We start from the raw sequence: 24009 nt of genomic DNA, 5'->3' as shown, positions 1-24009 counted from the left end.
CTGGAGACCTCGCAGGCGGTGTCGGTGGCGTTCACCTTCACGGCGTCGGCGGAGGCCTTGTCGTCCTTCTTCTGCGAGCAACCGGCCAGCGCGGCACCGGACACGGCCAGGACGAGCAGGACGACGGCAGAGTTGCGGCGGGACGGCATTCGGGCTCCAAGCAACGGGAAAGACAGGACCGGCAACCGCCCGGTCAGCCCGTGCGGTTAGCTTAGGCGTACCTTAATGAAATACGACCGGATCGTCTACATTGCCGTAGTCGCCAGGGTCACGCTGCGGACGGACCGACCGTCACGCCGCCTTCGGCGCCCGACCGGAGCCGGTCGGGCCGGCTCACACCCGGGCGACCGGGCGGCCCCGCTCCAGGGTGAGGACGGTGTCGGCATGGTCCGCGACCAGCGGCAGGTCGTGGCTGATCAGGGCGAGGGCGAGCCCGCGTTCCGCCCGCAGGGCGGCGAGCAGGGTCATGATGCCGGCGGCGGTGGCGGCGTCCAGCGCCGAGGTGACCTCGTCGCAGAGCAGGACCTCGGGCTCCGCGGCCAGGGCCCGGGCGATCGAGACGCGCTGGCGCTGGCCGCCGGAGAGCTCGTGCGGGTAGCGGCCGGCGAAGTCCGCGGGCAGGTCGACGGCGGCGAGGAGCTCCGCCACCCTCGCCGCGCACCCTTCGCGCGGGGTGCCGAAGTGCAGTCGCAACGGCCTGGTCAGGGTGGCGCCGACCGTCCGCACGGGGTTGAGCGCGCCGAGCGGGTTCTGCGGGACGAGCTGGATCCGACGGCGCTGGTCGCGGGTGCGGCGGCGGTGGTGGCCGGCGAGCGCTGCGCCGTCCAGGGTCAGGGTGCCGCCGGAGGGCTGGTGCAGCCCGGCCAGGACCCGGACGAAGGTGGTCTTCCCGGATCCGGACGGCCCGATGATCCCGGCGCAGCCGCCCGGGCGCAGGTCCAGGTCGAGCCCGGCGAGCACCGGCCGGCGGTCGCGGCCGGCGCCGACCTCGGCGCTCAGGGCACGGGCGCTCAGACCGGGGGCGGCCCCGTCGCCGCTCCGGGGCGATCCGGCCGGCCGGGGTGCGAGCCCGACGGCCGGCCGGGATGTGAGACCGGCGGTCGGGCGGGGTACCGCGGCGGCGGCCGGACGCAGCTCCAGCGTCCGGTCGGCGCAGCGGCCGACGAACTCCGGATCGTGGCTGGCGAGGGCGACGGCCAGGCCGTGACGGTCCGCCAGGTCGCGCAGCAGGTCGGCGATCTCGTCCCGCAGTGCCGGGTCGAGCCCGGCGGTGGGCTCGTCGAGCAGCAGGATGCGGGGCCGGCGGGCGAGCGCGCGGGCCAGGGCGACCCGGCGCTGCTGACCGCCGGAGAGCGCGGCGGGGCGGCGGCGCTCCACCTGCTCGTCGAGGGGCAGGCGGACCTGGGCGAGCAGGTCGAGCAGCGCCGCGCGCGAGCCGTCCACCGCGGTCTCCCGGATCAGGCGGTCCACCCGCATCCGGGGGTTGAGTCCCGAGCCCGGGTCCTGGCCGAGGTAGGCGAGGTGCTCGCGGCGCAGCCGGCGCAGCTGTTCCGGTGCCAGGGCGAGGACGTCGTGGCCCAGCACGGTGACGGCCCCGGAGGTGACGGCCGCCCGCGGGGGCAGGGCGCCGGCGATCGCGCGCAGCAGGGTGGTCTTGCCGGCCCCGGACGGTCCGGTGATCGCGTCGATCCGGCCGGCTTCCAGGGTGAGCGAGGCGTCCGCGAGCAGGGGGGTGCCGTCGCCGAGGGCGATGGAGAGTCCGGTGGCCTGGGCGGCCGGGGCGGTGGGGCTCACAGGGGGGTCTCCGGGGTGGGCCGGGCGGGTGCGAGGGCTTCGGATGCGAGGTTGACGCTGATGGCGAGCAGGCCGATGGCGAGGCAGGGGGCGCCGACGGCCCAGGGGTTGAGCAGAATGCCGGGCGCGTTCTCGCGGATCATCAGGGCCCAGTCGGCCTCGGGCGGTTGGGGTCCCAGCTGCAGGAAGGCGGCGATCGACACCACGTAGACGCCCTCGACGAAGCGCAGGCCGAACAGGGCGAGCAGGGTGGAGCGGAGGTTGGGGAGGAGTTCACGGGCCATCAGGTACCAGAGGCGTTCGCCTCCCGCGGCGGCGGTCTCGATGTAGCCGGTGGCGGCGAGGGGTGCGGCGGCGGCCGCGACGACCCGGACGGCGTAGGGAATGCCGAGGACGACGGCGGCGGCGCCGACGGCGAGGCGTCCGCCGGAGGGCCAGGCCAGGGCGACGAGCATGATGCCGAGGACGGCCGGCAGCAGGATGGCGAGGTCCGCGGTGCGCTCGACCCAGCGGCCCAGGGCCGGGCGCAGCGCGGCGAGGATGCCGATCGCGGTCGCCGCCGAGGTGACCACGACGGCGATGGCCAGCGCGGTGCCGATCAGGGGGGCGCCGCCGTGCAGCAGCCGGCTGAGGACGTCGCGGCCGAGCAGGTCCCCGCCGAGGGCGGCGGTGTCGTCGGCCGAGCCGTAGGGGGCGGTGACCGGCCGGTCGGTGGACTCGGGTGCGAGGAGCGGGCCGGTGAGCGCGAGGGCGACGAGCAGCAGCGTGGGCAGCACCCGGGCCAGCACGCGGACGCGGGGCCGTCGTGCCCGCGCGGGCGGGGCGGTGGTGGTCATCGGCGCGCCCCCAGGGTGCGGTCGCGGATCAGGTCGGCCAGGAGGAGGAGCCCGCTGATGGCCGCGCCGGTGGCGGCGACGACGCCGGCCACCAGCGGGGTGTCGCGGTCCGCGATGGCACCGGACAGCACCGCCCCGATGCCGGGGTAGTTGAACAGCGTCTCGACGACGACGGCGCCGCCGAGCAGCATGCCGGCGGAGGTGGCGGTGGAGACCGCGATGGCGGGCAGGGCGCCCGGCAGCATGTGGTGGGTGAGGATCCGGCGGCGCGGCAGGCCGTCGAGGATGGCGGCCTGGACGTGCGGGAGGGCGCTCTGGTCGGCGAGGGCGCCGCGGACGATCCGTGTGTTCCAGCCGATCTGCGGGATCGCCAGCGCGAGCAGTGGCAGCACGAGCATGTCCCAGGAGGCGGGTGCGCCGTCGGCGCCGGTGAGGGTGACGGCGGGGAGCCAGCCCGTCCACTGGGAGAACACCAGCAGCAGGGCGACGGAGACGACGAACTCGGGCAGGGCGAAGGCGGCGGTGGCGAGCACGGCGATCGTGCGGTCGACCCGGCCGCCGGGGCGCAGGGTGGCCCAGCTGCCGAGGGCGAGGGCACCGACGATGCTCAGCACGAGGGCGAGCGAGCCGAGCAGCAGGGTGTTCGGGAACGGGCCGGACAGCACGGAGGTGACGGGCTGTCCGTGGGCGGTGGTGCCGAGGTCGCCGGTGGGAAGGCCGGTCATCCAGTCCCGGAACCGTTCGGCCACCGGCCGGTCGAGCCCGAGCGCCGTCCGGCGGGCCGCCATGTCGGCGGCGGTCTCGCCGCGCTCCGAGGTGGTGTTGGCCGCGTCGCCGGGCAGGACCTCGATCGCGGCGAAGACCGCGGCCAGCAGCAGGACGAGCATGCCGAGCCGCCTGACGGCGAGCCAGGCGACCCGGCCCGCACCGGGGAGGATGCGGGCCGGGCCGGACTGTGCCTTCGGTGCGCGGGCACCGTCGGCGGCGCGTGCCGGGATCAACGGGCCAGCCAGGTCTTCTCGAGCTGGACGCGGCCGTAACCGGGGAGCTTGGGCAGGTCGCGGACGGCGGAGCCGGCGAGGTCGATGCCGTCGGCCATCCCCCACAGCAGGTAGCCGGACGAGGCGTACTCGATCTCCTGCAGCTGGTGCAGCGCCTTGGCCCGCTCGGCCTGGTCGGCGGCGCCGATGGCCTTGCGGTAGGCCTCGTCGAACGAGGCCTCCTTCCAGCCGGCCTCGTTCTGGCCCGACTCCGAGACCATGGTCTTGGAGGCGAAGAACACCACGGAGTCGTTGGTGCCCCAGTACGTGGTGTAGAGCGGCGCCTTGAGCCAGGTGGCATCCCAGAAGATCTTCGAGTCCTGCTTGACCACGTTGATCTTCACGCCGGCCTCGCGGGCCTGGGTGGCGAACAGCGTCGCGGACTCCGCGAGCCCGGAGATGTCCTCGGTGGTGATCAGGTCGTAGGTCCTGGCCGTGTCGAAGCCCGCGTCGGCGAGCAGCTGCTTGGCCTTCGCGAGGTCGCGCTTGCGCTGCGGGACGTCCTTGGCGAAGGCCGGGTCGCCGGTGCCGAGGATGTCGTTGCCGACCGTGCCGTAGCCGGACAGGACCTGCTTGACCATCGCGTCGCGGTCCACCGCGAGGCGCAGCGCCTCACGGACCTTCGGGTCGGCGAACGGGCCGTCGGCGGTGCGCATGACGATCGGCATCGCCATGTCGTTGGGGCGGCGCAGGATCTGGATGTCCTTGCGGGTCTCGGCGGTGCGGGCGGCGACGGCGCCGACGTTGGAGGCGACGTCGATCTGGCCGGCGAGCAGGGCGTTGGCCATCGCCTGGGGGCTCTCGAAGATCCGCACCTCGACCGCGTCGAGCAGCACCTTGCCGCCGTACCAGTCGTCGTTGCGCACCAGGCGGGCGTTGCCGTCGCGGAACCAGTCGAGCTTGAAGGGGCCGGTGCCCGGCGCGCCGGCGATCTGGTCGTCCTTGGTGTCCTTCTTGACGACGAAGGTGGTCAGGCGGGTGAGCAGCGGCAGGTCGGCGTTGGCGTAGTCGGAGACCAGGACGACGGTCTTCGCGTCCTCGGCCGTGATGCCCTCGGGCTTGATGCCCGGCAGGCGGGACGCTCCGGCCGGGGTGGCCCGCAGACGCTGGAGGGAGAAGACGACGTCGTCGGCGGTGACCGGGGTGCCGTCGTGGAACTTGGCGCCGTCGGCGATGGTGAAGCGCCAGGTCTTGAGGTCGTCCGAGGGCTTCCAGCTCGCGGCGAGCCTCGGCGCGGTGTTGGTCCTGTCGCCGGGTACCGCCAGCGTGTCGTAGATCAGACTGAGGATCAGGTAGTCGCTCTCGTTGGACTGCGTGCCGTGCGGGTCGCGGGTCACCGAGGACGCCTTGCCGAGCGCGCCGACCTTCAGGGTGCCACCGCTGCGGGGCTGTGCGGACGCGGACCCGGTGGCCGCGGCGTCCTTCGATCCGCCCGAACCGCTGCTGCAAGCCGCGAGCGCGCCGACCGCCCCGATCCCGGCACCGGCCCACAGCAGCTGTCGTCTGGTGATGCCCACGTCGTTCCTCATTCCGGTCGAGCAGAAGTTGCTTAGGGTTACCTATCCTAAGTATGAGGATCTTCGCAACCCCGGCGAGCCAACTTGGCCGAGGTGCATTCCTCCTTGATTCGGCATCAAGTGCCCTTTCCGCCAGGATGGTTGTCACGCAGGGCATCGATCGTGAGCACACGCCGTGGTTGACGACACAAAAGTAGACAGTCGATCGACTAAGGCTTGCCTTACCTTCGAGTCGTTGTTACGTTCCTCGGTGTCCGGCGGCCAGCGCCGCACCGGACCAGACGCCTTCGCGTTTCCTCCCACTTCCGTGCCGGGCCACGCCACTGCCGTGTGCCCGCACTTCCACCTGCCACGCAACGGAAGGTGCCTCCGTGCCCACCGCCGCCGCCCCTGCCCCGGTACGCCAGCTCGACGCCGACCACGTCACCGAGCTCACTGCCGTCGCGGCCGAACTGCTGGACATCCACGGCTCCGCCACCAGCCCCGCGCTGCTCGCCGACCTTCCCCTGGTCCGCTCCCGGTTCAGCCGGGAGCTGCGCCACGCCCTGCGCCCGGTGGACACCGCCGACGGCCTGTTCGTCGTCCGGGGACTGCACGTCGACGACGCCGACCTCGGCCCCACGCCCGGCCACTGGTCCACCGTCGGCGAGGCCGGCGCCCTGTGGGACGTCGTCCTGCTGCTGGTCTCCACCCTGATGGGCACCCCGATCGCCTGGGACGGCCAGCAGGACGGCCGCTTCGTCCACAACATCGTCCCCTCGCCGGGGCACGAGACCGTCCAGACCGGCGCCAGCAGCAGCGTCCTGCTCGCCCCGCACACCGAGGACGCCTTCCACCCCGGCCGGGCCCACCTGCTCCTGCTGTGCTGCATGCGCAACCACGACCACATCGCCACCACCGCGGCCAGTATCCGCCGCGCCGACCTCCCGGACGAGGACGTCGCCGAACTGACCCGCCCGGTCGCCCCGATCCTGCCGGACGACGCCTACGAGGACGCCCAGCAGTTCGGCGGCAGGCCCGCACCGGTACCGACCCTCTTCGCCACCGAGGACGGCCTGACCCTGCGTTACGACCCCGCCTACACCCCGCTCGACGAGGCGGACGAGCCCTGGCGCGCCGCCTACGGCCGCCTGGAGGACGAACTCGCCCGCGTGTCGGTCGCGGTGAGCCTTCGGCCCGGCGACGTCCTGGTGGTCGACAACGACCTGGTCGTCCACGGCCGCGTCCCGTTCCGGGCCCGCTACGACGGCACCGACCGCTGGCTCAAGCGCGCCTCCGTCCGCGTCCCCGGCCGCCGCAGCCGCCCCGAGGCCGAGACCGCCGAGCACGGCTACGGCCAGGCCGCCCTCGAAGCCTGGCCCGCCTGACCAGGACCGGCGCCACCCCCGCCGCACCCACCCCTCGAAGGGACACCCCCATGACCACCCAGGACACCGTCACACCCCACGACGGCACCCTGCGCGTCCTGAGCACCAGCGACCTCGCCGGCATCGACATCACGCTCGCCGACGTCGTCGACACCGTCGAACAGGCCTACCGCACCCTGGCCGCCGGGCAGTCCGACAACCCGCGCAAGCTCACCGTCAAGCCCGCCGACGGGCACTCCGTCTCCTACGCGATGCTCGGCCGGGACGGCGTGCGCAACGTCGTGGCGATCAAGACCTCGTACAAGCACGGCCTGGACAGGGGCCGCGAGGAGCAGCACTACTACACGACACTGAGCATCTACGACGACGTCACCGGCCTGCCGGTGGCGATGATGGACTGCGGGCGGATCGGCTCGCTGCGCACCCCCGCCGTCTCCGCCCTGCTGGCCCGCGAGTGCGCCGCCCCCGACGCCCGCACCGCGCTGGTCATCGGCACCGGCACCCAGGGGCGGCTCGCACTGCCGTTCCTGCTCACCACCCTCCCGAAGCTGGAGCGCCTGCTGCTCTCGGGCAGCCACCCCGAGGGCATAGCCGCCGTCCGCGAGCAGCTCGCCCACCACTTCCCGGGCCGCGAGCCGGAGCTGGTGACCGACCTCCGGCGTGCCGCGAGCGACGCCGACGTCATCGTCGCCACCGCCGGCGGCCACACCGACGCCGCCGTCGAGGCCGGCTGGCTCAAGCCCGGCGCCGTCGCCATCCTGGTCGGCCACGGCCTGGCGCCCTCCACCCTGCACCGGGCCGACCGCGTGATCGCCACCAGCGAGGCGCAGATGCAGGTCACCGGTACCGACATGGCCGACGACGAGGGCAAGCTGCCCGCCGTCGACCTCGAACTGCCCGTCGTCCTGGCCGGGGTCTCCAAGGCCCGTACCGCACCCGACCAGCGGATCTTCGCCTACAACAGCGGACTGGTCGTCACCGACATCGCGCTCGGTCACCGCTTCGCCGAACTCGCCGCCGAGCAGGGCCTGGGCACCGAGGTCGCACTGTGGCGCTGACCCTCCCGGCCCACCCCGACCCCGGCCACGACGCGATCCTGGCCGGCGGCCTGCTCCAGGAGCTGTCGCACGCCTTCGGCGGCCCGTTCCACTTCGTCCTGCCCGAGCGCTTCGACGCCAACCTCGCCGCGTTCCACCGCGCCCTCGACGAATCCGGGGTCGAAGGGAAGGTGTACTTCGCGAAGAAGGCCAACAAGGCCGCCGCCTTCGTCGAACGCTGCGCGCAGGTGGGCGCCGGCGTGGACGTCGCCGGCCACGGTGAACTGCGTGAGGCCCTCGGCCACGGCGTCCGGGGTGAGGACCTGGTCGTCACCGGACCGGCCAAGGCCGGGCAACTCCTGCGGGTCGCCGCCCTCCAGGGGGCGCTGATCGCCGTCGACTCCCTCGACGAACTGGAGCGCGTCCTGCGGCTGGAGACCCCCCGGCCGGTCCGCGTCCTGCTGCGCCGCTTCCCGCCGTCCCAGCCCGGGAGCCGCTTCGGCATGGACGACGACCAGCTGGACCGGGCCATGCTGCGGTGCGCCGCGGCCGGGGACCGGATCAGGATGGAGGGCTTCAGCTTCCACCTGTCCGGTTACGCGGTGCGGCCGCGCGTCGACCTCGCCGGCGACCTGATCGAACTCTGCCTCAAGGCACGGGTGCTGGGGCTCCGGGCCGACCGGATCAGCATCGGCGGCGGCTTCGCCGTCGACTACGCCTCGGCCGAGCACTGGCAGGCCTTCCTGGCCGCGCAGGGCCCGGACGACTACCACGCCCGGAAGTCCTTCACCACCGGGGACTTCTACCCGTACCACTCCCCCGTCGCCGGCGCCGACGCCCTGCGGGCCGTCCTCGCGGCCCGCCCCCACGGTACGGGTGACCCCTTGGCCGCCCGGCTGCGCGACGCCGGCGTGATGCTGCTCGTGGAGCCGGGGCGCGCGCTGCTCGACGGCGCCGGGTCCTCGGTGTTCGGCGTCCAGGGCGTCAAGGACCGCGCCGGGTACGGCATCGTCACCGTCGACGGAACCAGCCTGAGCCTGTCCGAGCAGTGGTTCAACAGCGAGTACCTGCCCGACCCCGTCCTCCTCACCGACGGCCCCGCCACCGATCGCACCGCCGATCGCCCCGACGGCCCCGCCGGCGATCGCACCGGCGACGCGGAGTACCGGGCCTGCGTCGGCGGCGCCAGCTGCCTGGACTCCGACCTGCTCACCTGGCGCAAGATCGCCTTCCCCGCCCGGCCCCGGGTCGGCGACCTCCTCGTCTACCCCAACACCGCCGGCTACCAGATGGACTCCAACGAGTCCCCCTTCCACGACCTCCCGCTGCCGCCCAAGGTCGTCATCCACCACGACAACGGCCGGTCGCGGTGGCGGCTCGACCGTCGCCCGGCCTGCTGACCCGCTTCCACCCTGCTTCCGAGGGAGCTCCCCGCCATGACCGACGCCCTGTTCCGCCCGCCGGTGGTCACCCGGATATCCGACCTGATCGGGTACACGCCGCTGTTCGAGCTCGCCCGCGCCGACAACGGCGCCCGCCTCCTGCTCAAGCTGGAGATGTACAACCCCACCGGCAGCGCCAAGATCCGGATGGCCCGCCAGATGGTCCTCGACGCCGAGGAACGCGGCGAGCTCCGCGAGGGCGGCCACATCATCGAGTCGACCTCCGGCAACACCGGCCTGGGCCTGGCCGTCGTCGCCGCCGAACGCGGCTACCGGTTCACCGCCGTCGTCGACAACCACGCCGCGATCGACAAACTGCGCGGCATGCGGGCCATGGGCACCGAACTCGTCTACGTCGCCGAGGACGGCGGCGAGGAGCTCAACACCGCCGCCCGCGAGGAACTCGCCGAGGACATGGCCCGCGGCGAGGACAACACCTTCTTCACCGAGCAGCACAACAATCCCAGCAACGCCGTCGGCTACTACCCCGTCGGCCGCGAGATCGCCCAGGCCCTCGACAACCGCGTCGACGTGTTCATCGGCGCGGTCGGTACCGGCGGCGGCCTCTGCGGCACCGCCCTGGAACTCAAGAAGTTCGTCCCCGGGGTCACCGTCGTCGGGGTCGAGCCCAAGGGCTCCATCGCCTTCGGACCGCCCGCCCACGACTACTACCAGTCCGGCACCGGCACCCCCGAGGGCGCCACCATCGGTCTGCTCGTCGACTACGACCTCATCGACGAAGGAGTCAAGGTCGGCGACGTCGAGGCGTTCGCCACCGCCCGCGTCGTCGCCCGCCGCACCGGCCTGCTCATCGGCGGCTCCGCGGGCGGCGTCGTCCACGAGGCCCTGACCCGCCTCCGGATGCTCCCCCCGGACGCGGTTATGGTCGCCTTCGTCAACGACGGCGGGGAGAAGTACATGGACACCGTCTTCAACGACGACTGGATGAACGCCCGCAACCTCGTCGACGAGGCCGTCGAGGCCGAAATCGACGAGTCCCTCGTCAAACTCCGCAGGCCCTGACTTTCAGAAACGTGACTCCCACCATGCAGCAGCTGACCACCCTGGCCCGCGACAGCCGTGCGCTCGCCACGCTCGCCGTCCCCCTCGCCCTCACCCAGCTCGCCCAAGTCGCCCTCACCACCACCGACACCATCATGATGGGCGTCCTGGGCACCGAGGCGCTGGCTGCCGGCGGCCTCGCCCTGGTGATCTTCAACCAGCTCCGCACGATGGGCGTCGGCCTGGTCACCTCCGTCGGCAACCAGGTGGCGGCCGCGGCGGCCCGCGCCGAGCTCGTCACCGCGAACTCCGGGACGGACCCCGACGCGACGACGCGGTCCGACGACGAGGTCCGCGGGCTGGTACGGGCGGCCGTCGCCGTCGCGACCCTCGCGGGCATCGCCGGCGCGGTCCTGATGATCCTGATAGGCCGGGCGGCGACCTTCCTCGGCCAGGACGCCGTCGTCGCCGACCGCGCGCAGGGCATGCTCGTCGCGCTCGCCCCCGGCCTGCTGCCCTGCCTCTGGTTCCAGGCGATCCGCCAGTTCACCGTCGGCATGCGTCGCCCGCAGGCGCTCCTGCAGATCACCATCGCCTCCGTCGCCGTCAACGCCGCGCTCAACTGGGCCTTCATCCACGGCACCTGGGGCCTGCCCGAGCTCGGCCTCACCGGCATCGGCGTCGCCACCAGCAGCGTCCACCTGCTCTCCTTCCTGGCCCTGTACGCCAGCGCCCGCCGCGACCCGCAGCTGGCCCCGCTGCTCAGCCTGGACTTCTGGAAGGCGGACGTCCCGACCGTGCGCCGCCTGCTCGGCCTCGGCACCCCCATCGCCGCCACCTACGGCTCCGAAGCAGGGTTCTTCTCCGTCACCGCGCTGATGGCCGGCAGCTTCGGCGCCGCCGCCCTCGCCGCCCACACGGCCGTCAACCAGCTCATCTACATCGTCTTCCAAGTCGCCGTCGGCCTCTCCCACGCCGCCTCCATCAACGTCAGCCGCGAACTGGCGCTCGGTGACTTCGGCGCCGCCCGCCGCATCAAGAACACCGCGCTGGCCTGCGGCGCGGCCGTGATGACCGTGGTCGGCACGCTCTACCTCGCCCTCCCGGACCTCGTCCTGCGCCCCTACTTCGACCCCGACTCGGCCACCGACCAGCAGGGCCTGCAGATCGCCACCGGCCTGCTCGCCGTCGTCGCCGTGCTCCAGTTCTTCGACTGCGCCCAGAACATCGGGGTCGGCCTGCTGCGCGGACTCGACGACACCGGGAGCGGCTTCCGCATCACCCTCGTCGGCTACTGGCTCGTCGGCCTGCCCGCCTCCTGGCTGTTCGCCTACCCGCTCGGCGGCGACACCCGCGGCCTCTGGCTCGGCCTGCTCACCGGCCTCGCCACCACCGCCGTCCTCCTCCTGCGACGCTACGGCCGCACCCTCACCACCCGGTCCACCGCCGCCCCGGCCGCGGTACCGGCAACGTGAACCACGCGCCGGGCGGCCCACGGTGCCGCTCGGCGCGGACGGCCCCTCCCCTCGGCCCCGGAGCGCCGCTCCGTCGAAGGCCCGCGCCCGGCTCCCCCACCCGCTCGGTCAGGCGGGCGTGGAGCCGGGCGCGAGTGCTGTGCCGCAGGTGCAGCCCCGGGGCGCCGGCGCCGGCGCGCCCTGCCGAGCACTTCCCTCTCCGGATTAGCGTGCGCCGCGCACGCTTTTCCGCTACAGTCATAAGCGTGCTCAACGCACGCATCTCCGATCCATCCACGGCGGGACGATCCCGCGCGCAACCGAAGGAATCCCCATGGACCGCACCGTCATCCACACCGACATCCGCGCCGCCCTGACCGACCTGCTCCTCACCCCGGGGCTCGACCTGGCCGAGGCCGCCGACCGGCACTTCGCCCCCGACTACCGCCAGCGCACCGACGACCGCTGGGACGACCGGACGCAGTTCCTCGCCCACATCGCCCACCTGCGCACGGTCGTGGCCGACGGCTCGGTCGAGGTGCACGACGAGCTCTCCTCCGGCGACCGGTACGCCGACCGCCACACGATGCGGATCACCAAGACCGACGGGTCCACGGTCCGCATGGAGGTCTACCTGTTCGCCGAGTTCGCCCCCGACGGCCGCTTCCGCCGGATCGAGGAGACCACCCTCCTGCTCGAAGGCGCCGACGGCGACCGCAACCTCGGCAGCGCCCGCTGAACCCCACGTCCCGAGGCCGCCGCGGTGCGGCACGAGGACGGTGACCGGGCCGGTACGAGCCGGTCGGGCTTGCGCCGCCCGGTGAGGCCCCACGGCCCCACCGGGCGGCGCACGGTCAGCCGTCGCCGCGGCCCGCCCGGCCGCGCTCGCGCAGCGAGATGCGGTTGCCGTCCGGGTCCACCGCCTCGATGGCGATGCCGAACGCGTAGTCCTCCGGCTCCGGCTTGTCGAAGGTCACCCCGCGGTCGCGGAACACCTTGAAGTCCGCCCGCAGGTCGTCCGATTCGAGGATGACCGGGCCGGGGGTGGCACCCGGCACCACCTCGGCCGGCTGCCCCGCGGCGGCGGCGTGCGCCCACAGGATGATCTCCACCGGGCCGCCGGGAACGCCCACGGTGAGGAAGCGCCCCCCGGGGTTCGGGAAGTCGATGCGCTTCTCCAGGCCGAGCTGCTCCGTGTAGAACCGCAGCGCACGGTCCTGGTCGGTGACGTAGAGCGTCACGTACATGATGTTCGTCAGCATGATGCGGTCCTTCGATCGTCGGGCTCTGTCACTTCACCGACGGATGCCGGCGGGAGAATGTGACAGGCGGTCCGAGGAACGGGCACCGGCACCCGGCCCACGTCCCGATCCGATCCGATCCGATCCGATCCGAACGGGTGACGCCACGCCCGCCCGCGCCCGACCGGCGCGTACCCCTGGAATTCGAGTGACCTGGGTCACATACTTCACGCATGAGCGATGAGTTCGGCCAGCGGATCGGGTCCACCTCGACATGACTCGAATCATCGCTGACATCTCGGTCTCCCTCGACGGCTTCGTCACCGGCCCCGGTCCCGGCCCGGACAACGGTCTGGGTACCGGCGGTGAGGCCCTGCACACCTGGGCGTTCTCCGACGACCCCGACGACCGGGGCATCCTGCGCGAGGGGACCACCCGGTCGGGCGCCGTCGTCCTCGGCCGCAGGCTCTTCGACCTGGTCGACGGCCCCGGTGGCTGGGACGACGAGACCGGCTACGGCGCCGGCGAGGTCGGCAAGCCCGCGTTCGTGGTCGTGACGAGCGCGCCGCCGGAGTCGGTGCGGCTCGGCGGCCTCGACTGGACGTTCGTCACCACCGGTCTGCCCGCTGCCGTCAGTGCCGCGCGCGAGCGCGCCGAAGCGGCTTCGACGAGGGGCGGCAAGGACCTCGACGTCGTCCTCATGGGCGGCGGCGCCCTGATCCGCTCGGCGCTCGACGCCGGACTGGTCGACACGCTGTCACTGCACCTGGCACCCGTCGTCCTGGGCGGCGGGACGCCACTGTTCACCGGCGCGGTGCCGCGCACGCTGGTGCAGCGGAACGTCATCGTGACGTCGACCGCGACGCATCTGACCTACGACGTCCTCTGACGACGTCGCCCTACGGGCTGAGGCCGGCCTCCCGGTCCGCGGCGGCGATCTGCTCCCCGAAGCGTCGGTGGACCCAGTGGCGCTCCCCGAGGAGCTCCACCTGGTGCCATCGGCCGGAGACCGGACCGAGCCGGGTGTCACGGGCCATCACGCCCGCCAGGCGCCTCGGGGCGGCGCCACCGGACCGCTTGCTGCCGTCCAGCACGTAGATGGCGTCCGCGGTGACCGCCACGCACCGGTACGTGTTCCAGAACACGGTCAGACCGGTGAGATAGGTGATGACGAAGAACCAGAAGTTCGGCGCGCTCTGGCAGACGAACGCCTGCCGGATCTCGCTGCCGGCGGGCAGGAACGGTGCCGCGCGCCGCACCAGGTCCTGCCGCGGCTCGACGCCGCCTCCGCCGGTCTCCCCAGAGGTCATACCGTCCTACCTTCCCTCCCGCCCGCCGCGGCATTCGCGAGGCCCCCGCCTCGCCCGCCGCGTGTCGCTCGGGGAGCCGCCACGCGGCCCCTGCGGACCACGCGCGCGGGGAGCGGAGGCACGGCTCGGGGGCGGCACCCTCGACCGGGGTCCGCGCGCCCGAGCGGTGCGGGGAAGGCCCGGTCGGTGCCGGGAGTCGGCCCGCCGGCCTGCGGGCCCCCGTCGGTCAGGCCGGGCCGGCCGGCTCCTGACGCACCGGGGCGTCCGCGGTCGTGAGACGGGCGACCCACCCGTCGGGGTCGGTGAGCTCGCGGGCGTCCGGGGCCAGCGTCGGATCGACCCGAAGGCGGAGCAGCAGGTCGGTGACGCCGTGTTCCACCGCCTTGCGCACGCCGTCCTCGCCCCGGTCGTACAGCGCCGGACCCCGGTTCGGGCCCCGGAGCAGGCGCAGGAGGCGGCCGGCCTTCCGTTCCTGGACGTAGTCGGACGCGAGCAGTTCCCTGGTCGTGAATCGTGCGTGGCCCTCCAAGGCGGCGCTCAGGCTCCGGAACTCGTCGGCGGCGGCGCCCGACGCCCGGTGCACCAGGAGTGCGGCCCGCAGGTCCACGCTCAGGGACGGCCCCCACAGGGCGAACTGCGCCTGGTGGACGAGCTGGTGGGCGAGGACCGACCGGAGGGCGTCCCGGCTCACCGCCCCGGCACTCCGGCGGAGCAGCGCCGGAGCCAGCAGGATCGTGCAGCCGCCGTCGGCCCCCGGCACCGCCCGACTGGACGGCAGGCAGCCGTACTTCCGGTTTCCGCCGGAGTACGAGCCGTCGGCGTGGCGGAGGTCCGCCTCCAGCCGCTGCCGGCGCGCCTGGTCCGGGATGGCGTAGAGCAGGTCGCTCGCCAGCAGGGCCTCGTTGACCCGCCGCTCGTGCGCCTCGTGCGCCAGGGCATAGGCGTCCGGGTTGAGCAGCCGGACGTGGAGCCCCGGCCCGAGCCCGAGGCCCGTGCGCCTCGCCACCCGCTCGGCCAGCCCCGCCACCACCGCCCGCACCTCGTCGGCAGCGGCGTCCCAGCTCCGCCCGGCCTCCTGCGCGACGACGATCTCAACCACGCCTCCCCCTTCCGGTCCCCGGGCGCCCTCACTGTCTGCCCACACATCTGCGGCGAGCACTCTAGCGGTGATCTTGTCCTCGGATCGCGCCGGCTGTCCCCGACGTCGGCTCCCCCTGCGCCCGGGCCCGCTCCCGGCGCTTGCCCCGCGCGAATAATCCGGACGCGGGTCCGGGAGCCCCTCTACGATCGTCGGGTTCGCCGGCCGGCATTCCGCCGTCACGAGGCCGGGCGTTGTCGAGACGGAGCCGGGGGTGCGGTCGTGGGGTGGCGATGGCGCAGGACGACCGGCACGGGGTCCGGGACCGCGGACACGCCCGAGGCCGTACCTCCACCGGAGGAGGCGGCCGCGAAGGAGGCGGCGCACCAGTGGCACCATCGGTGGGGGCCCTGGGGCGAGGAGTGGCAGGACTGGCTGCGCCGCTCCCCCACGGGGGTCGACCTGCTCGTGTGGTGGAGGGACGAAGGAGACGACCTGCTCGCCCTCGTCGGGCCGCAGCGCTACCTGGAGCGGCTGGCCGAGCTGCTGTCCCGGGCCTCGCCGCGGGACGTGGCGGCCATGGGGATCGGGTGCAGCCGCCGTATCGACCGGCCGTGCCGTGATCCGAGGACGTGCAGCCAGGACCTGCCCGACGCCCCGACAGGTGCGGCCCGGCACCGTACGGGTCCGGTCCCGGGCGCCTGCAGCGGTTTCAAGGACTGCTGGAGTGCCTACGGGATCGACGTCGAGTTCACCGCCGACGGCCGGCACCGCGCCGTGCACCTCCAGGACCCGTCCGACCACTCCAGGATGGACGTCCAGGTGGACGGTGTCCGGTTGGCGGAGGCACTGACGCTGGACAGCTCCGGGTACTGGGTCGGCCGGCGGTACTACGTGGTGCAGGCCGGGGGCCCGCCGGAGCACCCCGAGCAGGGCCTCACGATGGGGAACCTCTGCTGCAACATCCTGTCGCTGGTCGTCCACGACGCCGCGCTGGCCACCACGCGGATCCTCGTGCCCGAGGCCACGGAGTCGTGGACCGATCCCGAACTGCGCCTGGACGGCGGCACCTTGTACGTCTACCCGAACCCCCAGGCCCGTGAGGCCGGGCGAGCGGACCGCGTGCTCCCCGTCGAACCGTCGCCGTCGCACTGACCCCGACGAACGGCCGCCGCCCGCGGCCGCGCCACTCCGTCAGAGCGACCCCGAGGAGGCCTCGTCCTCCCGCAGCTGCCACTCCCGGACGCTTGGAACGCGGTTCAGCAACCCACTCGCCCGCAGGCCCTCCTCGCGCGAAGTCACCCTCGCCAGCGGGGTGAAGTCCTCGGGAAGCATGTCCAGCAGGCTCGTCACATGCTCTCCCGTGTGCAGCGCGAGCAGCAGCTCGCACCGCAACTGGCGTGGCAGGTCGGGGCGGTGGGACAGGCTGTGCCACAGGGCGGGCCACAGGTAGTGGGTCCCGTCGGGCGCCGCCCGGGCCCGCACCCACGCCGGGTCCAACCGCTGGTTGAGGGCGAGTTCGCCCGCCCGCTCCTCCAGTCCGAGCAGGGTGACCGTGTCGACGGCCTTCACTTCACGGGGCAGCGGCTGGTCCGAGTCCATGGCCACCATGGTGCCCGACAGCGCCTGGGGGAGGAGGAGCGGGCCCCGTCCGTGCCCCTCGGGTGCGAAGTGCCCTTGTCGCCCTCGCCCCCGCCCTCGCCGGCACCGGCACCGGCACCGGCACCCGGCGGCGTCCGGTCCTGCGGGCGCCGTGGAGCCCGCACGGGGCCGGAGCGGTTCCGCCCACCGGTGGGAAATCCTCTTGGCCCGGCCCTCCCTCCGGGGCACACTCGGCCGGTGGACTCACCGCTCCCGGCCCCCGGCCCCATGAACCCCGCCACTGATCGCACCGACGGCCGTGACGCCCCGGCGGCTCGCGGGGCGCGGGGCCCCGTCGAGGTCCCCGAGGCCTTCATCGACTCGTACGGGGCCAACGGCGATCAGGCCCGGACGTGGCTCGCCGGGCTTCCCGGGCTGGCCGCAGACCTGCTGGATCGCTGGGGCCTCCGGCTGGACGGCCCGGCCGCCCACGGCATGGCCTCGCTGGTGCTCCCCGTCCGGCGGGCCGACGGCTCACCGGCGGTGCTGAAGCTCCAGCAGATCCGCGAGGAGACCGCCGGCGCGGCCGCCGGACTGCGCGCCTGGGGCGGGCACGGGGCCGTCCGGCTGCTCGCCGATGACGGGCCGAGCGGCGCCCAGCTCCTCGAACGGCTCGACGCCGGACGGACGTTGTCCGCGCTGGTGCCGGCAGGGTCGGCCGGGCCCGCCGCCGTGGTGGCCGGGGACGACGAGGCGATGGGCGTCCTCGCGGGGTTGGCGGCCCGGCTGTCCGCCGTGCCCGCTCCGGCGGGCGTACGGCGCCTGGGCCACATCGCCGCCGCCATGGTGGACGCGGCACCACGGGCCGGCGCGGCCCTGCGGGATCCCGCCGAGCGGCGGCTGGTCGCCACCTGCGCGGCCGCCGTCGCCGACCTCCTCGACGAACCCGGCGACCGTCTCCTGCACTGGGACTTGCACTACGACAACGTCCTGGCCGGGCGGCGCGAGCCGTGGCTGGCCATCGATCCCGAACCGCTCGCCGGAGATCCCGGATTCGAGCTGCTGCCCGCCCTGGACAGCCGCTGGGACGCGGTCACGGCGACCGGTGACGCCCGAGGCGCCGTCCTTCGCCGCTTCGACCTGCTGACCGAGGCGCTCGGCCTCGACCGTGCCCGGGCGACCGGCTGGACGCTCGGACGCGTCCTGCAGAACGCCCTGTGGGAGGTGGAGGACGGCAGGCCGGCGCTCGATCCGGCGCAGGTCCTCATCGCGCGGACGCTGCTGGGACGGGGGCACTGACCGGGCCGGTGCACTCCCCCGATCGGCCGGCTGCGCGTCCGCCCGCCCGCCCTCACTGACCTGACGAACCCTCCCGGTCGCACCGCCGGTGCCTGCGAACGCCCGGTGAGCGGGCCCCCTCGCGGCCGCCAGCCGCCGCAAGGGGAGAGCGACGGTGTCCACCAACTCGCCGATAGGGACACGGGTTTGCTCACATCGAGTGAGCCTGCCCAGGACACGCCCGGCGGCCGGGCCGGCCACTGCCAGGATCAGCGGCACACCGCGACCCCAGCCCTACCGGACGGCTCACAGCGAGCCCGTCCGCCACCCCCGCACGCCCCGCGCCGGGCCTTCACCCGGTCACCGGGCGCGGCGGGTCCGGGCTGCCCGCATGCGGCACGGATGTGCCCGACTGCCAGAGGAGTACGCATGGTTGAGCAACGACAGCAGGAGCTGGACCCGGCCGGCGAGCCGCCGGACGACGCGGCGGAGGAAGCCCGCTGGTCGTACCGCACGGACCGGATCGTGCAGGCCACCGCGAAGCTCTCGGCCTGGGCGATGATGCGGCGCCTGCCGCAGCTGGTGCGGCGAACCCTCAACCTGGCGTGGCGGGTGGACCGACGGGCGACCGCCGCCCTGCTCGCCGGGCAGCTGGTCTCCGGCGTGCTGGCGGCCGTGGCCCTGTGGGCGACCACCGGTGCGATCGGCGCGATGATCGCACCGGCGGGCGGTCCGGTCGCCGACCGGCTCGGCGCGACCGCGTGGCCGGTGACGGTCCTGGCGCTGGCGGCGGCGGGCCGGGCGCTGCTGGGCACCGCCAGCGTGGCGATCTCCGAACGGCTCTCACCGAGGATCGCGCGCGAGGCGGAACTGGAGCTACTGGCCGTCTCCGTGGCCGCCGAGCTGGAGGCGTACGACCACGTCGGATACGCCGAGCGCTGGGACGCCGCCGACCGGGGGGCCGACTCCTCGCAGGAACTCCTCGGCGTCGCCCAGGAGATCATCGCCTCCGTCGTCACCCTCGCCGCGGCTGCCGGGGTCCTCGCCGCACTGCACCCGGTGCTCGTTCCGTTCCTGGTCCTGGCGTCGATCCCGCAGGGCGTGGTCGCGGCCCGCGCCGCGCGCGTGCGCTACCTGATGGCGATCGAGAGCATGGACGACCGGCGCCTCCTGGCCATGCTGCGGTACTGCCTGTGCCACGACGACAACGCCGACCAGATCCGCTCCGACACCATGGCCGGCTTCCTCACCGCCAAGTACCGCAAGGCCGGAAACCGGCTCGACGCGGCCACCGACCGGGCCGCCCGCCGCGCCGCCCGCATCTCCCTCCTCGGCTCCCTGGCGACCGGCCTCGCCTCCGTCCTGGTGTGGGGCGCCCTGGTGGCACTGCTGGCCACCGGCCACGTCTCGGTGGCCGCCGCCGGGACGGCCGTCTTCGCGCTGCGCACCGCCGGGTCCGGGCTCCAGGGCATCGTCGGCGGCGGCACCCGGCTCTACCGACTCGGTCTGTACCTGCGGGACTTCGACGACTTCGTGGCCGAGGCCGGCGGACACGCGATGCGGCGGGGCGCCGCCGAGCCCGCCGCCCCGCGCCGGGTCGAGGCGCGGAAGGTCTCGTACACCTATCCCGGAGCCGACCGGCCGACCCTGGACGGTCTGGACCTGGAGCTCCGCCAGGGCGAGATCGTCGCCCTGATCGGGGAGAACGGGTCGGGGAAGAGCACCCTGCTGCGGCTGCTCTCCGGCCTGACCCTGCCGAGCTGCGGCGTCGTGACCTGGGACGACGTGCCGACGCAGGAGATGGACCCGCACTCGCTGTGGAAGCGGGTCGCGCTCGTGCCGCAGCAGTTCTCCCGCTGGCCGCTCACCCTGGGCGAGAACATCCACCTCGGCCACCTCGACCGGGCCGGCGGGCAGGAGCTGGTGGAGCGGGCGGCCGCGCTGGCGGGCGCCGACGAGGTCGCGGCCACGCTGCGCTCCCGCTACAACACCCTGCTGGCCCGGGCGTTCTGGGGCGGCGAGTGGCTGTCCGGCGGCCAGTTCCAGCGAGTGGCGGTCGCCCGCGCCTTCCACCGCTCCCTGCGCGCTCCCGGCCTGCTCGTCCTGGACGAACCGACCTCCGACCTCGACCCGCGCGCCGAGCACCGCATCTTCCACAACCTGCGGACCCTGGCGGCCGGCCGCGCCACCATCCTGGTCACCCACAACCTCGACAACGCCGTCCTCGCGGACCGCATCGTCGTCATGCGTGGCGGGCGGATCGCCGAGGACGGGACCTTCGCCGAACTCGCCTCCGGCAACGGCCTGTTCAGGGAGCTCCTCGACCTCAAGCACGACCGCGACCGCAGGCTTCCCGGCCAGCGGAGGTAGCCTCCGCGCCCCCGTCGGCCCCGGTTCCGCGCACCGGGGCCGACGGCACCCGAGCCCCGCCCCAGCGGGACGGCGGGGGCGGCGGGGACGGCGGGGGCGGCGCGTGCACCGCCGCGCCCGTCGTCCGACGGACGGTCACAGCCCGTTCGGGCCCCGTAGGGGTGCCGGACCGGCGCTCGGCCCGGGATCAGGCCGTCCCACTGCCTCGCGGGGCACATCGCCGGCCCGGAGCCGTCAGGTCCACTGGTCGGCGGGGGCGACGCCGGGCACCGGCTTGCCGATCAGGGCGAGCGGGACGAAGAAGTTCACCTGGCCGATCGCGATCGTCAGGGTGGCGAGGGCCTTGGGGTCGTAGTGGCGGACCGCCTCGGCATAGAGGGAGTCGGGGACACGCTCGCCCTGCGGATTCGCGGTCAGGACCGCGTCGACCAGGGCGAGCGCGGCACGCTCGGCGTCGGTGAAGTACGGGGCGGTGTGCCAGGTGGCGACGGCGTCGATGCGCCGGTCGGTTTCGCCGGCCTTGCGCAGCAGGCCGGCGTGCAGGGCGGTCAGGTAGGTGGAACCGACGATCTGCCCGGCGCGCAGCTGGACGAGGCCGATGGTGGTGCGCGGCACGGACCGGTTGCCCGTCGCCCGGTACAGCCAGCCGCCCAGCTCCTTCAGCTCCGGGACCAGTTCGGACGGGTCCGGCATCCGCGACCCGAGCCGCGTGGTGACGGTGTCCTCGTCGGACGGCGCCCCGGCGGCGGTGGCCTCGGCGATGACGGTGGCCTCGGCGATGACGGTGGCCTCGGCGGTCTCGGCGGTCTCGGCGGTCTTCATGGCGGGGGTCCCTTCGGTCGTGTCGTGCCCGTACTCCCTCGACGGATCCGGAGCCGCGGATGTGACAGCCGGCCGCGAAGGAACGTCCCACCGGCGGGCGCAGCACTCGGAACACCCACCTGCGGGACGCTGAGCCGTTCGCCGGAAGATCTTCGGCACCGGCTCATGAGTAACCGTCAAATCGAAGGGTGCGGACCGCAGGATTTCCCGTGACCAGGACAGACTGCCGCCTGCCGCAGCTCCCTCCGGGGCTCTCCCCCGAGCTGCGGCAGGCGCCGAAAAGGACCACGGGAATCGGCGAGCGGCGCGCCCTGTCGGTTACTTGACGAGGGACACATGAAGCGGTCCTCAGAAATCGACCCGGGGCTGGAGCCCGGTCCAGGTCTGGTTGGCGCCGCCGTTGGCGCCCCAGGTGACGACCGGGGCGCCGTCGGTGGGGTCGGAGCCCGGCACGTCGAGGGCGAGCCCGACGTCGCTGAACAGGTAGCCGGTCGAGCCTGCGTTGACGCCGGGTACCGTCCAGCGCTGGTTGACGGGCCGGGTCCACAGGCCGCAGTCCCATTGGATCACCTGGGTGCCCCACACCGTGCTGGCACCGGGAACGTCCAGGCACTTTCCGCTGTGGATGTTGAGCAGGAGGCGGTTGCTGTTCGCGGTCCACTGCTGGTTGGCCCCGCCGGTGCAGGTCCACTGGCGGACGGGGGCGCCGTTGTCGGTGCGCCAGTCCGCGACCTCCAGACACTTGCCGGTCGCCTGGCTGCGCAGTTCGAAGGCGGGGGTGTAGCGGGGGATCTGCTCGGCGTGGGCCGTGCCCGCGGCAGCCACCGGAAGGGCGGTCGCGAGGCCGACGGCGAGGGCCAGCAGGGCGGCGTGGGTGCGGTGTCCTCCGGCGGGGGCGGGATCGGTCACGGCTGTCCTCCTGAGGTGCGGCGGGTGGTGCGCTCGGCCGGGAAGGCGAGGAGTCGGTGCCAGGACTCCCCGGCGGCGTCGAAGCGTTGGACCGCCGCACCCTCGGAACAGTTGCACGGAACCTGAGGAAGACTTCATGAACTCGCCCACACCCGGCGCTGGTTCGACGCGCGCGGGTCCGGCCCGGGTCTGCGGCCTGCGGTCTGCGGTCTGCGGTCTGCGGTCTGCGGTCTGCGGTCTGCGGTCTGCGGGAATCCGATATGCGCGTTCGTCATCCGTGCCGGACGGTTCTCGGCAGCGGGCGTCAGGAGTTGTCCGGCCGTCAACGTTCGGCAGCGGGAATCGTCCTTCTTCCCGATCCCGACGGTCCCGACGGTCTCTGCGGTCTCCGTGGCGACGGCCCGCACGATGTTCTCGTACCCCGACGCAGCGACGGCTTGGGCGATCGACGCCCTGGGCGTCGCGCTCACCGACGCGACGCCCGGCCGACCGCTACCCCGAGTGGGCGGTCGGCGCCTCACACGAGGGCGACGACCAGGAGCACGAACGCGGTGACGATGACGGCCACGCGCAGGTAGTGGAGGCGGTCCCAGCTGCCGAGCTGCTCCCGCCAGTCCGCCGGGGCGTTCTCCGGAGTCCAGTGCGCGGCCCGTGAGTTGATCGGAACGAGCAGGGCCACCGACATCACCACACTGAGGACGAGCAACCCGGCGGCCGTGGCGACCAACCCCGCCCCGCCGTCCCCCCAGGTCACCGCGGACCACGCCACGCCCAACAGCACCGACCCGATGTACCAGAACGGCATCACCCGCCCGAGCAACCGGGCTCCCGCACTGCGGGCAGCGAGGCCGCCGTTGTGCGGCAGCCCGTCGACGATCGGGTTGACGAAGACGGCCACCGCGAACTCCACGCCCACCAACAGGCCGACGACCACGACCGTGACGACGGCGAGTGCGTTCTGCATGTTCCCTCCCAAGGTTCAGACCCAGCAGCACCTAGCGCCGCTAGCTTCTGGTTCAATGCTAGGGATTCGCCGCTTGAATGTCTAGCAGCGCTAGCAATCGCATCGGTGCCGATACAGGAACGCGAGGAACGGCAGCGGATCCGACCGGCAGCGGCCGATCGTCACGACGTCCCGCGAACCCGCAAAACCCCAGGCCGGGAGGCCGTCACGCCGTCACCACGCGTCGACGCGCCGAGCACGGCGACAGCAGCCGGCCGGTGACCGGGAGCGGCTGAAGACCCTCACCACGACGGCGACGGCTCGGGTGGCCGTACCCGCGCGGCCGCCACCCGGACCGCCGCCACCACCCGGTCCAGGGGTACGCCGGTGGGGACGGTCACCCCCAGCGCGGCGACCGTCCCCGCCGGGCCCCGCACCGGAGCGGCCACCGACACCTCGCCCAGCCGGAACTCCTCGGCGCAGACCGCGAGACCCGCCGCCCTGATCCGGGCGAGCTGGCCGGCGAGGACGCCGGGCGACACCACCGTGTGCCGGGTGTGCCGGGGCAGCTCCGCCGGCGGGACGGCGATCAGCACCTTCCCGTACGCCGTCGCGTGCGGTGGTGGCCGCTCCCCGCTCACCAGGCACAGCACCCCGCCGGCCGACGGGGCGGCGAGCACCGCCAGATCCGCGTGACCGCCGGTCCGGGCGCCCAGCGCCCGCAGCGCGGGGAGCGCCGCGTCCAGGAGCCCGCGCGGGCAGGGCGCCGCCGCCCCGAGGACCCGCAGCCGCAGCCCCAGCCGGTACCTGCCGTCCGCTCCCCGCTCCAGACCGCCCCACGCCACCAGCTCCCGCACCAGGCGCAGCGCCGTCGGCGCCGGGAGCCCCGTGCGGGCCGCGATGTCGGTGAGCCGCAACGCCGCCGGCCCGCCGCCCTCGAAGGCGTCCAGCACCGAGAACAGCCGTCCCGCCACGCTCTCGCCCAACT

The 24009-nt window shown here is 73.8% G+C and carries 22 protein-coding genes; 10 read left to right on the top strand and 12 right to left on the bottom strand.

What is annotated here, in order from left to right:
• Positions 1–333 precede the first annotated feature (333 nt).
• The 4 genes from ACWDRR_RS26720 to ACWDRR_RS26705 are packed head-to-tail and all read right to left on the bottom strand — an operon-like array spanning position 334 to position 5199.
• Positions 334–1794 carry an ABC transporter ATP-binding protein gene (locus ACWDRR_RS26720; protein ID WP_449774771.1) on the bottom strand — a complete coding sequence of 487 codons (1461 nt, stop codon included), beginning with the start codon at positions 1792–1794 and terminating at the stop codon, positions 334–336.
• Positions 1791–2630, bottom strand: coding sequence for an ABC transporter permease (locus ACWDRR_RS26715; protein ID WP_449774770.1), 840 nt, complete (start codon positions 2628–2630; stop codon positions 1791–1793). Before ACWDRR_RS26715 ends, ACWDRR_RS26720 begins: the two co-directional genes overlap by 4 nt.
• The gene (locus ACWDRR_RS26710; RefSeq protein ID WP_449774776.1) at positions 2627–3643 is read right to left on the bottom strand and encodes an ABC transporter permease; all 1017 of its coding nucleotides are present in this window, start codon (positions 3641–3643) and stop codon (positions 2627–2629) included. The genes ACWDRR_RS26715 and ACWDRR_RS26710 overlap by 4 nt, the downstream gene beginning before the upstream one ends.
• Positions 3628–5199: an ABC transporter substrate-binding protein gene (locus ACWDRR_RS26705; RefSeq protein ID WP_449774769.1), complete on the bottom strand. Its 1572-nt coding sequence runs from the start codon at positions 5197–5199 to the stop codon at positions 3628–3630. The genes ACWDRR_RS26710 and ACWDRR_RS26705 overlap by 16 nt, the downstream gene beginning before the upstream one ends.
• Before the next feature lie 359 nt (positions 5200–5558).
• On the opposite strand from ACWDRR_RS26705, the gene ACWDRR_RS26700 reads away from it, so the two are divergent.
• The 6 genes from ACWDRR_RS26700 to ACWDRR_RS26675 all read left to right on the top strand — a co-directional run bounded on the left by ACWDRR_RS26700 (position 5559) and on the right by ACWDRR_RS26675 (position 12228).
• Positions 5559–6554: a TauD/TfdA family dioxygenase gene (locus tag ACWDRR_RS26700; RefSeq protein WP_449774768.1), complete on the top strand. Its 996-nt coding sequence runs from the start codon at positions 5559–5561 to the stop codon at positions 6552–6554.
• A gap of 50 nt (positions 6555–6604) precedes the next feature.
• Positions 6605–7612, top strand: a complete 1008-nt coding sequence (locus tag ACWDRR_RS26695) for an ornithine cyclodeaminase family protein (protein ID WP_449774767.1) — start codon at positions 6605–6607, stop codon at positions 7610–7612.
• The gene (locus ACWDRR_RS26690; RefSeq protein ID WP_449774766.1) at positions 7603–8991 is read left to right on the top strand and encodes a Y4yA family PLP-dependent enzyme; all 1389 of its coding nucleotides are present in this window, start codon (positions 7603–7605) and stop codon (positions 8989–8991) included. Before ACWDRR_RS26695 ends, ACWDRR_RS26690 begins: the two co-directional genes overlap by 10 nt.
• 36 nt (positions 8992–9027) lie before the next feature.
• Entirely contained in the window at positions 9028–10056 is a 1029-nt protein-coding gene (locus ACWDRR_RS26685; protein ID WP_449774765.1) for a cysteine synthase family protein, read from the top strand.
• Positions 10057–10079: 23 nt separating this feature from the next.
• The gene (locus ACWDRR_RS26680; RefSeq protein ID WP_449774775.1) at positions 10080–11510 is read left to right on the top strand and encodes an MATE family efflux transporter; all 1431 of its coding nucleotides are present in this window, start codon (positions 10080–10082) and stop codon (positions 11508–11510) included.
• 313 nt (positions 11511–11823) lie between these two features.
• A complete protein-coding gene (locus tag ACWDRR_RS26675) occupies positions 11824–12228 on the top strand; it encodes a nuclear transport factor 2 family protein (RefSeq protein ID WP_449774764.1) in 405 nt (134 codons plus the stop codon).
• Positions 12229–12343: 115 nt separating this feature from the next.
• On the opposite strand, the gene ACWDRR_RS26670 is transcribed toward ACWDRR_RS26675, so the two are convergent.
• A complete protein-coding gene (locus ACWDRR_RS26670) occupies positions 12344–12751 on the bottom strand; it encodes a VOC family protein (RefSeq protein WP_449774763.1) in 408 nt (135 codons plus the stop codon).
• 253 nt (positions 12752–13004) lie between these two features.
• On the opposite strand from ACWDRR_RS26670, the gene ACWDRR_RS26665 reads away from it, so the two are divergent.
• Positions 13005–13619, top strand: a complete 615-nt coding sequence (locus ACWDRR_RS26665; RefSeq protein WP_449774762.1) for a dihydrofolate reductase family protein — start codon at positions 13005–13007, stop codon at positions 13617–13619.
• A gap of 10 nt (positions 13620–13629) precedes the next feature.
• Here the strand turns inward: ACWDRR_RS26665 and ACWDRR_RS26660 are convergent, their stop codons facing one another.
• The gene (locus ACWDRR_RS26660) at positions 13630–14040 is read right to left on the bottom strand and encodes a hypothetical protein (RefSeq protein WP_449774761.1); all 411 of its coding nucleotides are present in this window, start codon (positions 14038–14040) and stop codon (positions 13630–13632) included.
• A gap of 226 nt (positions 14041–14266) precedes the next feature.
• Positions 14267–15139 carry a hypothetical protein gene (locus ACWDRR_RS26655; protein ID WP_449774760.1) on the bottom strand — a complete coding sequence of 291 codons (873 nt, stop codon included), beginning with the start codon at positions 15137–15139 and terminating at the stop codon, positions 14267–14269.
• A 261-nt stretch (positions 15140–15400) separates the two neighbouring features.
• On the opposite strand from ACWDRR_RS26655, the gene ACWDRR_RS26650 reads away from it, so the two are divergent.
• The gene (locus ACWDRR_RS26650; RefSeq protein WP_449774759.1) at positions 15401–16273 is read left to right on the top strand and encodes a hypothetical protein; all 873 of its coding nucleotides are present in this window, start codon (positions 15401–15403) and stop codon (positions 16271–16273) included.
• Between the two features lie 39 nt (positions 16274–16312).
• On the opposite strand, the gene ACWDRR_RS26645 is transcribed toward ACWDRR_RS26650, so the two are convergent.
• Positions 16313–16720, bottom strand: a complete 408-nt coding sequence (locus ACWDRR_RS26645; RefSeq protein ID WP_449774758.1) for a hypothetical protein — start codon at positions 16718–16720, stop codon at positions 16313–16315.
• 237 nt (positions 16721–16957) lie between these two features.
• On the opposite strand from ACWDRR_RS26645, the gene ACWDRR_RS26640 reads away from it, so the two are divergent.
• Entirely contained in the window at positions 16958–17998 is a 1041-nt protein-coding gene (locus ACWDRR_RS26640; RefSeq protein WP_449774757.1) for an aminoglycoside phosphotransferase family protein, read from the top strand.
• A gap of 408 nt (positions 17999–18406) precedes the next feature.
• A complete protein-coding gene (locus ACWDRR_RS26635; RefSeq protein WP_449774756.1) occupies positions 18407–20347 on the top strand; it encodes an ATP-binding cassette domain-containing protein in 1941 nt (646 codons plus the stop codon).
• Between the two features lie 234 nt (positions 20348–20581).
• Here the strand turns inward: ACWDRR_RS26635 and ACWDRR_RS26630 are convergent, their stop codons facing one another.
• The 4 genes from ACWDRR_RS26630 to ACWDRR_RS26615 all read right to left on the bottom strand — a co-directional run bounded on the left by ACWDRR_RS26630 (position 20582) and on the right by ACWDRR_RS26615 (position 24007).
• A complete protein-coding gene (locus ACWDRR_RS26630; protein ID WP_449774774.1) occupies positions 20582–21040 on the bottom strand; it encodes a carboxymuconolactone decarboxylase family protein in 459 nt (152 codons plus the stop codon).
• Between the two features lie 477 nt (positions 21041–21517).
• Entirely contained in the window at positions 21518–22078 is a 561-nt protein-coding gene (locus ACWDRR_RS26625) for an RICIN domain-containing protein (protein ID WP_449774755.1), read from the bottom strand.
• Between the two features lie 517 nt (positions 22079–22595).
• Entirely contained in the window at positions 22596–23042 is a 447-nt protein-coding gene (locus ACWDRR_RS26620) for an anthrone oxygenase family protein (protein WP_449774754.1), read from the bottom strand.
• Between the two features lie 281 nt (positions 23043–23323).
• Positions 23324–24007, bottom strand: a complete 684-nt coding sequence (locus ACWDRR_RS26615; protein ID WP_449774753.1) for an IclR family transcriptional regulator — start codon at positions 24005–24007, stop codon at positions 23324–23326.
• Positions 24008–24009 lie beyond the last annotated feature (2 nt).

The sequence above is a fragment of the Kitasatospora sp. NPDC003701 genome (assembly GCF_053587085.1).
This window is presented reverse-complemented; position numbering and strand designations above follow the sequence as displayed.

What these genes read in the sequence shown, in the direction of transcription:
- ACWDRR_RS26715 (WP_449774770.1), bottom strand. Translation starts at nt 2,630, where the DNA reads ATGACCACCACCGCCCCGCCCGCGCGGGCACGACGGCCCCGCGTCCGC.
- ACWDRR_RS26705 (WP_449774769.1), bottom strand. Translation starts at nt 5,199, where the DNA reads ATGAGGAACGACGTGGGCATCACCAGACGACAGCTGCTGTGGGCCGGT.
- ACWDRR_RS26695 (WP_449774767.1), top strand. Translation starts at nt 6,605, where the DNA reads ATGACCACCCAGGACACCGTCACACCCCACGACGGCACCCTGCGCGTC.
- ACWDRR_RS26685 (WP_449774765.1), top strand. Translation starts at nt 9,028, where the DNA reads ATGACCGACGCCCTGTTCCGCCCGCCGGTGGTCACCCGGATATCCGAC.
- ACWDRR_RS26680 (WP_449774775.1), top strand. Translation starts at nt 10,080, where the DNA reads ATGCAGCAGCTGACCACCCTGGCCCGCGACAGCCGTGCGCTCGCCACG.
- ACWDRR_RS26675 (WP_449774764.1), top strand. Translation starts at nt 11,824, where the DNA reads ATGGACCGCACCGTCATCCACACCGACATCCGCGCCGCCCTGACCGAC.
- ACWDRR_RS26670 (WP_449774763.1), bottom strand. Translation starts at nt 12,751, where the DNA reads ATGCTGACGAACATCATGTACGTGACGCTCTACGTCACCGACCAGGAC.
- ACWDRR_RS26665 (WP_449774762.1), top strand. Translation starts at nt 13,005, where the DNA reads ATGACTCGAATCATCGCTGACATCTCGGTCTCCCTCGACGGCTTCGTC.
- ACWDRR_RS26660 (WP_449774761.1), bottom strand. Translation starts at nt 14,040, where the DNA reads ATGACCTCTGGGGAGACCGGCGGAGGCGGCGTCGAGCCGCGGCAGGAC.
- ACWDRR_RS26645 (WP_449774758.1), bottom strand. Translation starts at nt 16,720, where the DNA reads ATGGACTCGGACCAGCCGCTGCCCCGTGAAGTGAAGGCCGTCGACACG.
- ACWDRR_RS26635 (WP_449774756.1), top strand. Translation starts at nt 18,407, where the DNA reads ATGGTTGAGCAACGACAGCAGGAGCTGGACCCGGCCGGCGAGCCGCCG.
- ACWDRR_RS26630 (WP_449774774.1), bottom strand. Translation starts at nt 21,040, where the DNA reads ATGCCGGACCCGTCCGAACTGGTCCCGGAGCTGAAGGAGCTGGGCGGC.
- ACWDRR_RS26620 (WP_449774754.1), bottom strand. Translation starts at nt 23,042, where the DNA reads ATGCAGAACGCACTCGCCGTCGTCACGGTCGTGGTCGTCGGCCTGTTG.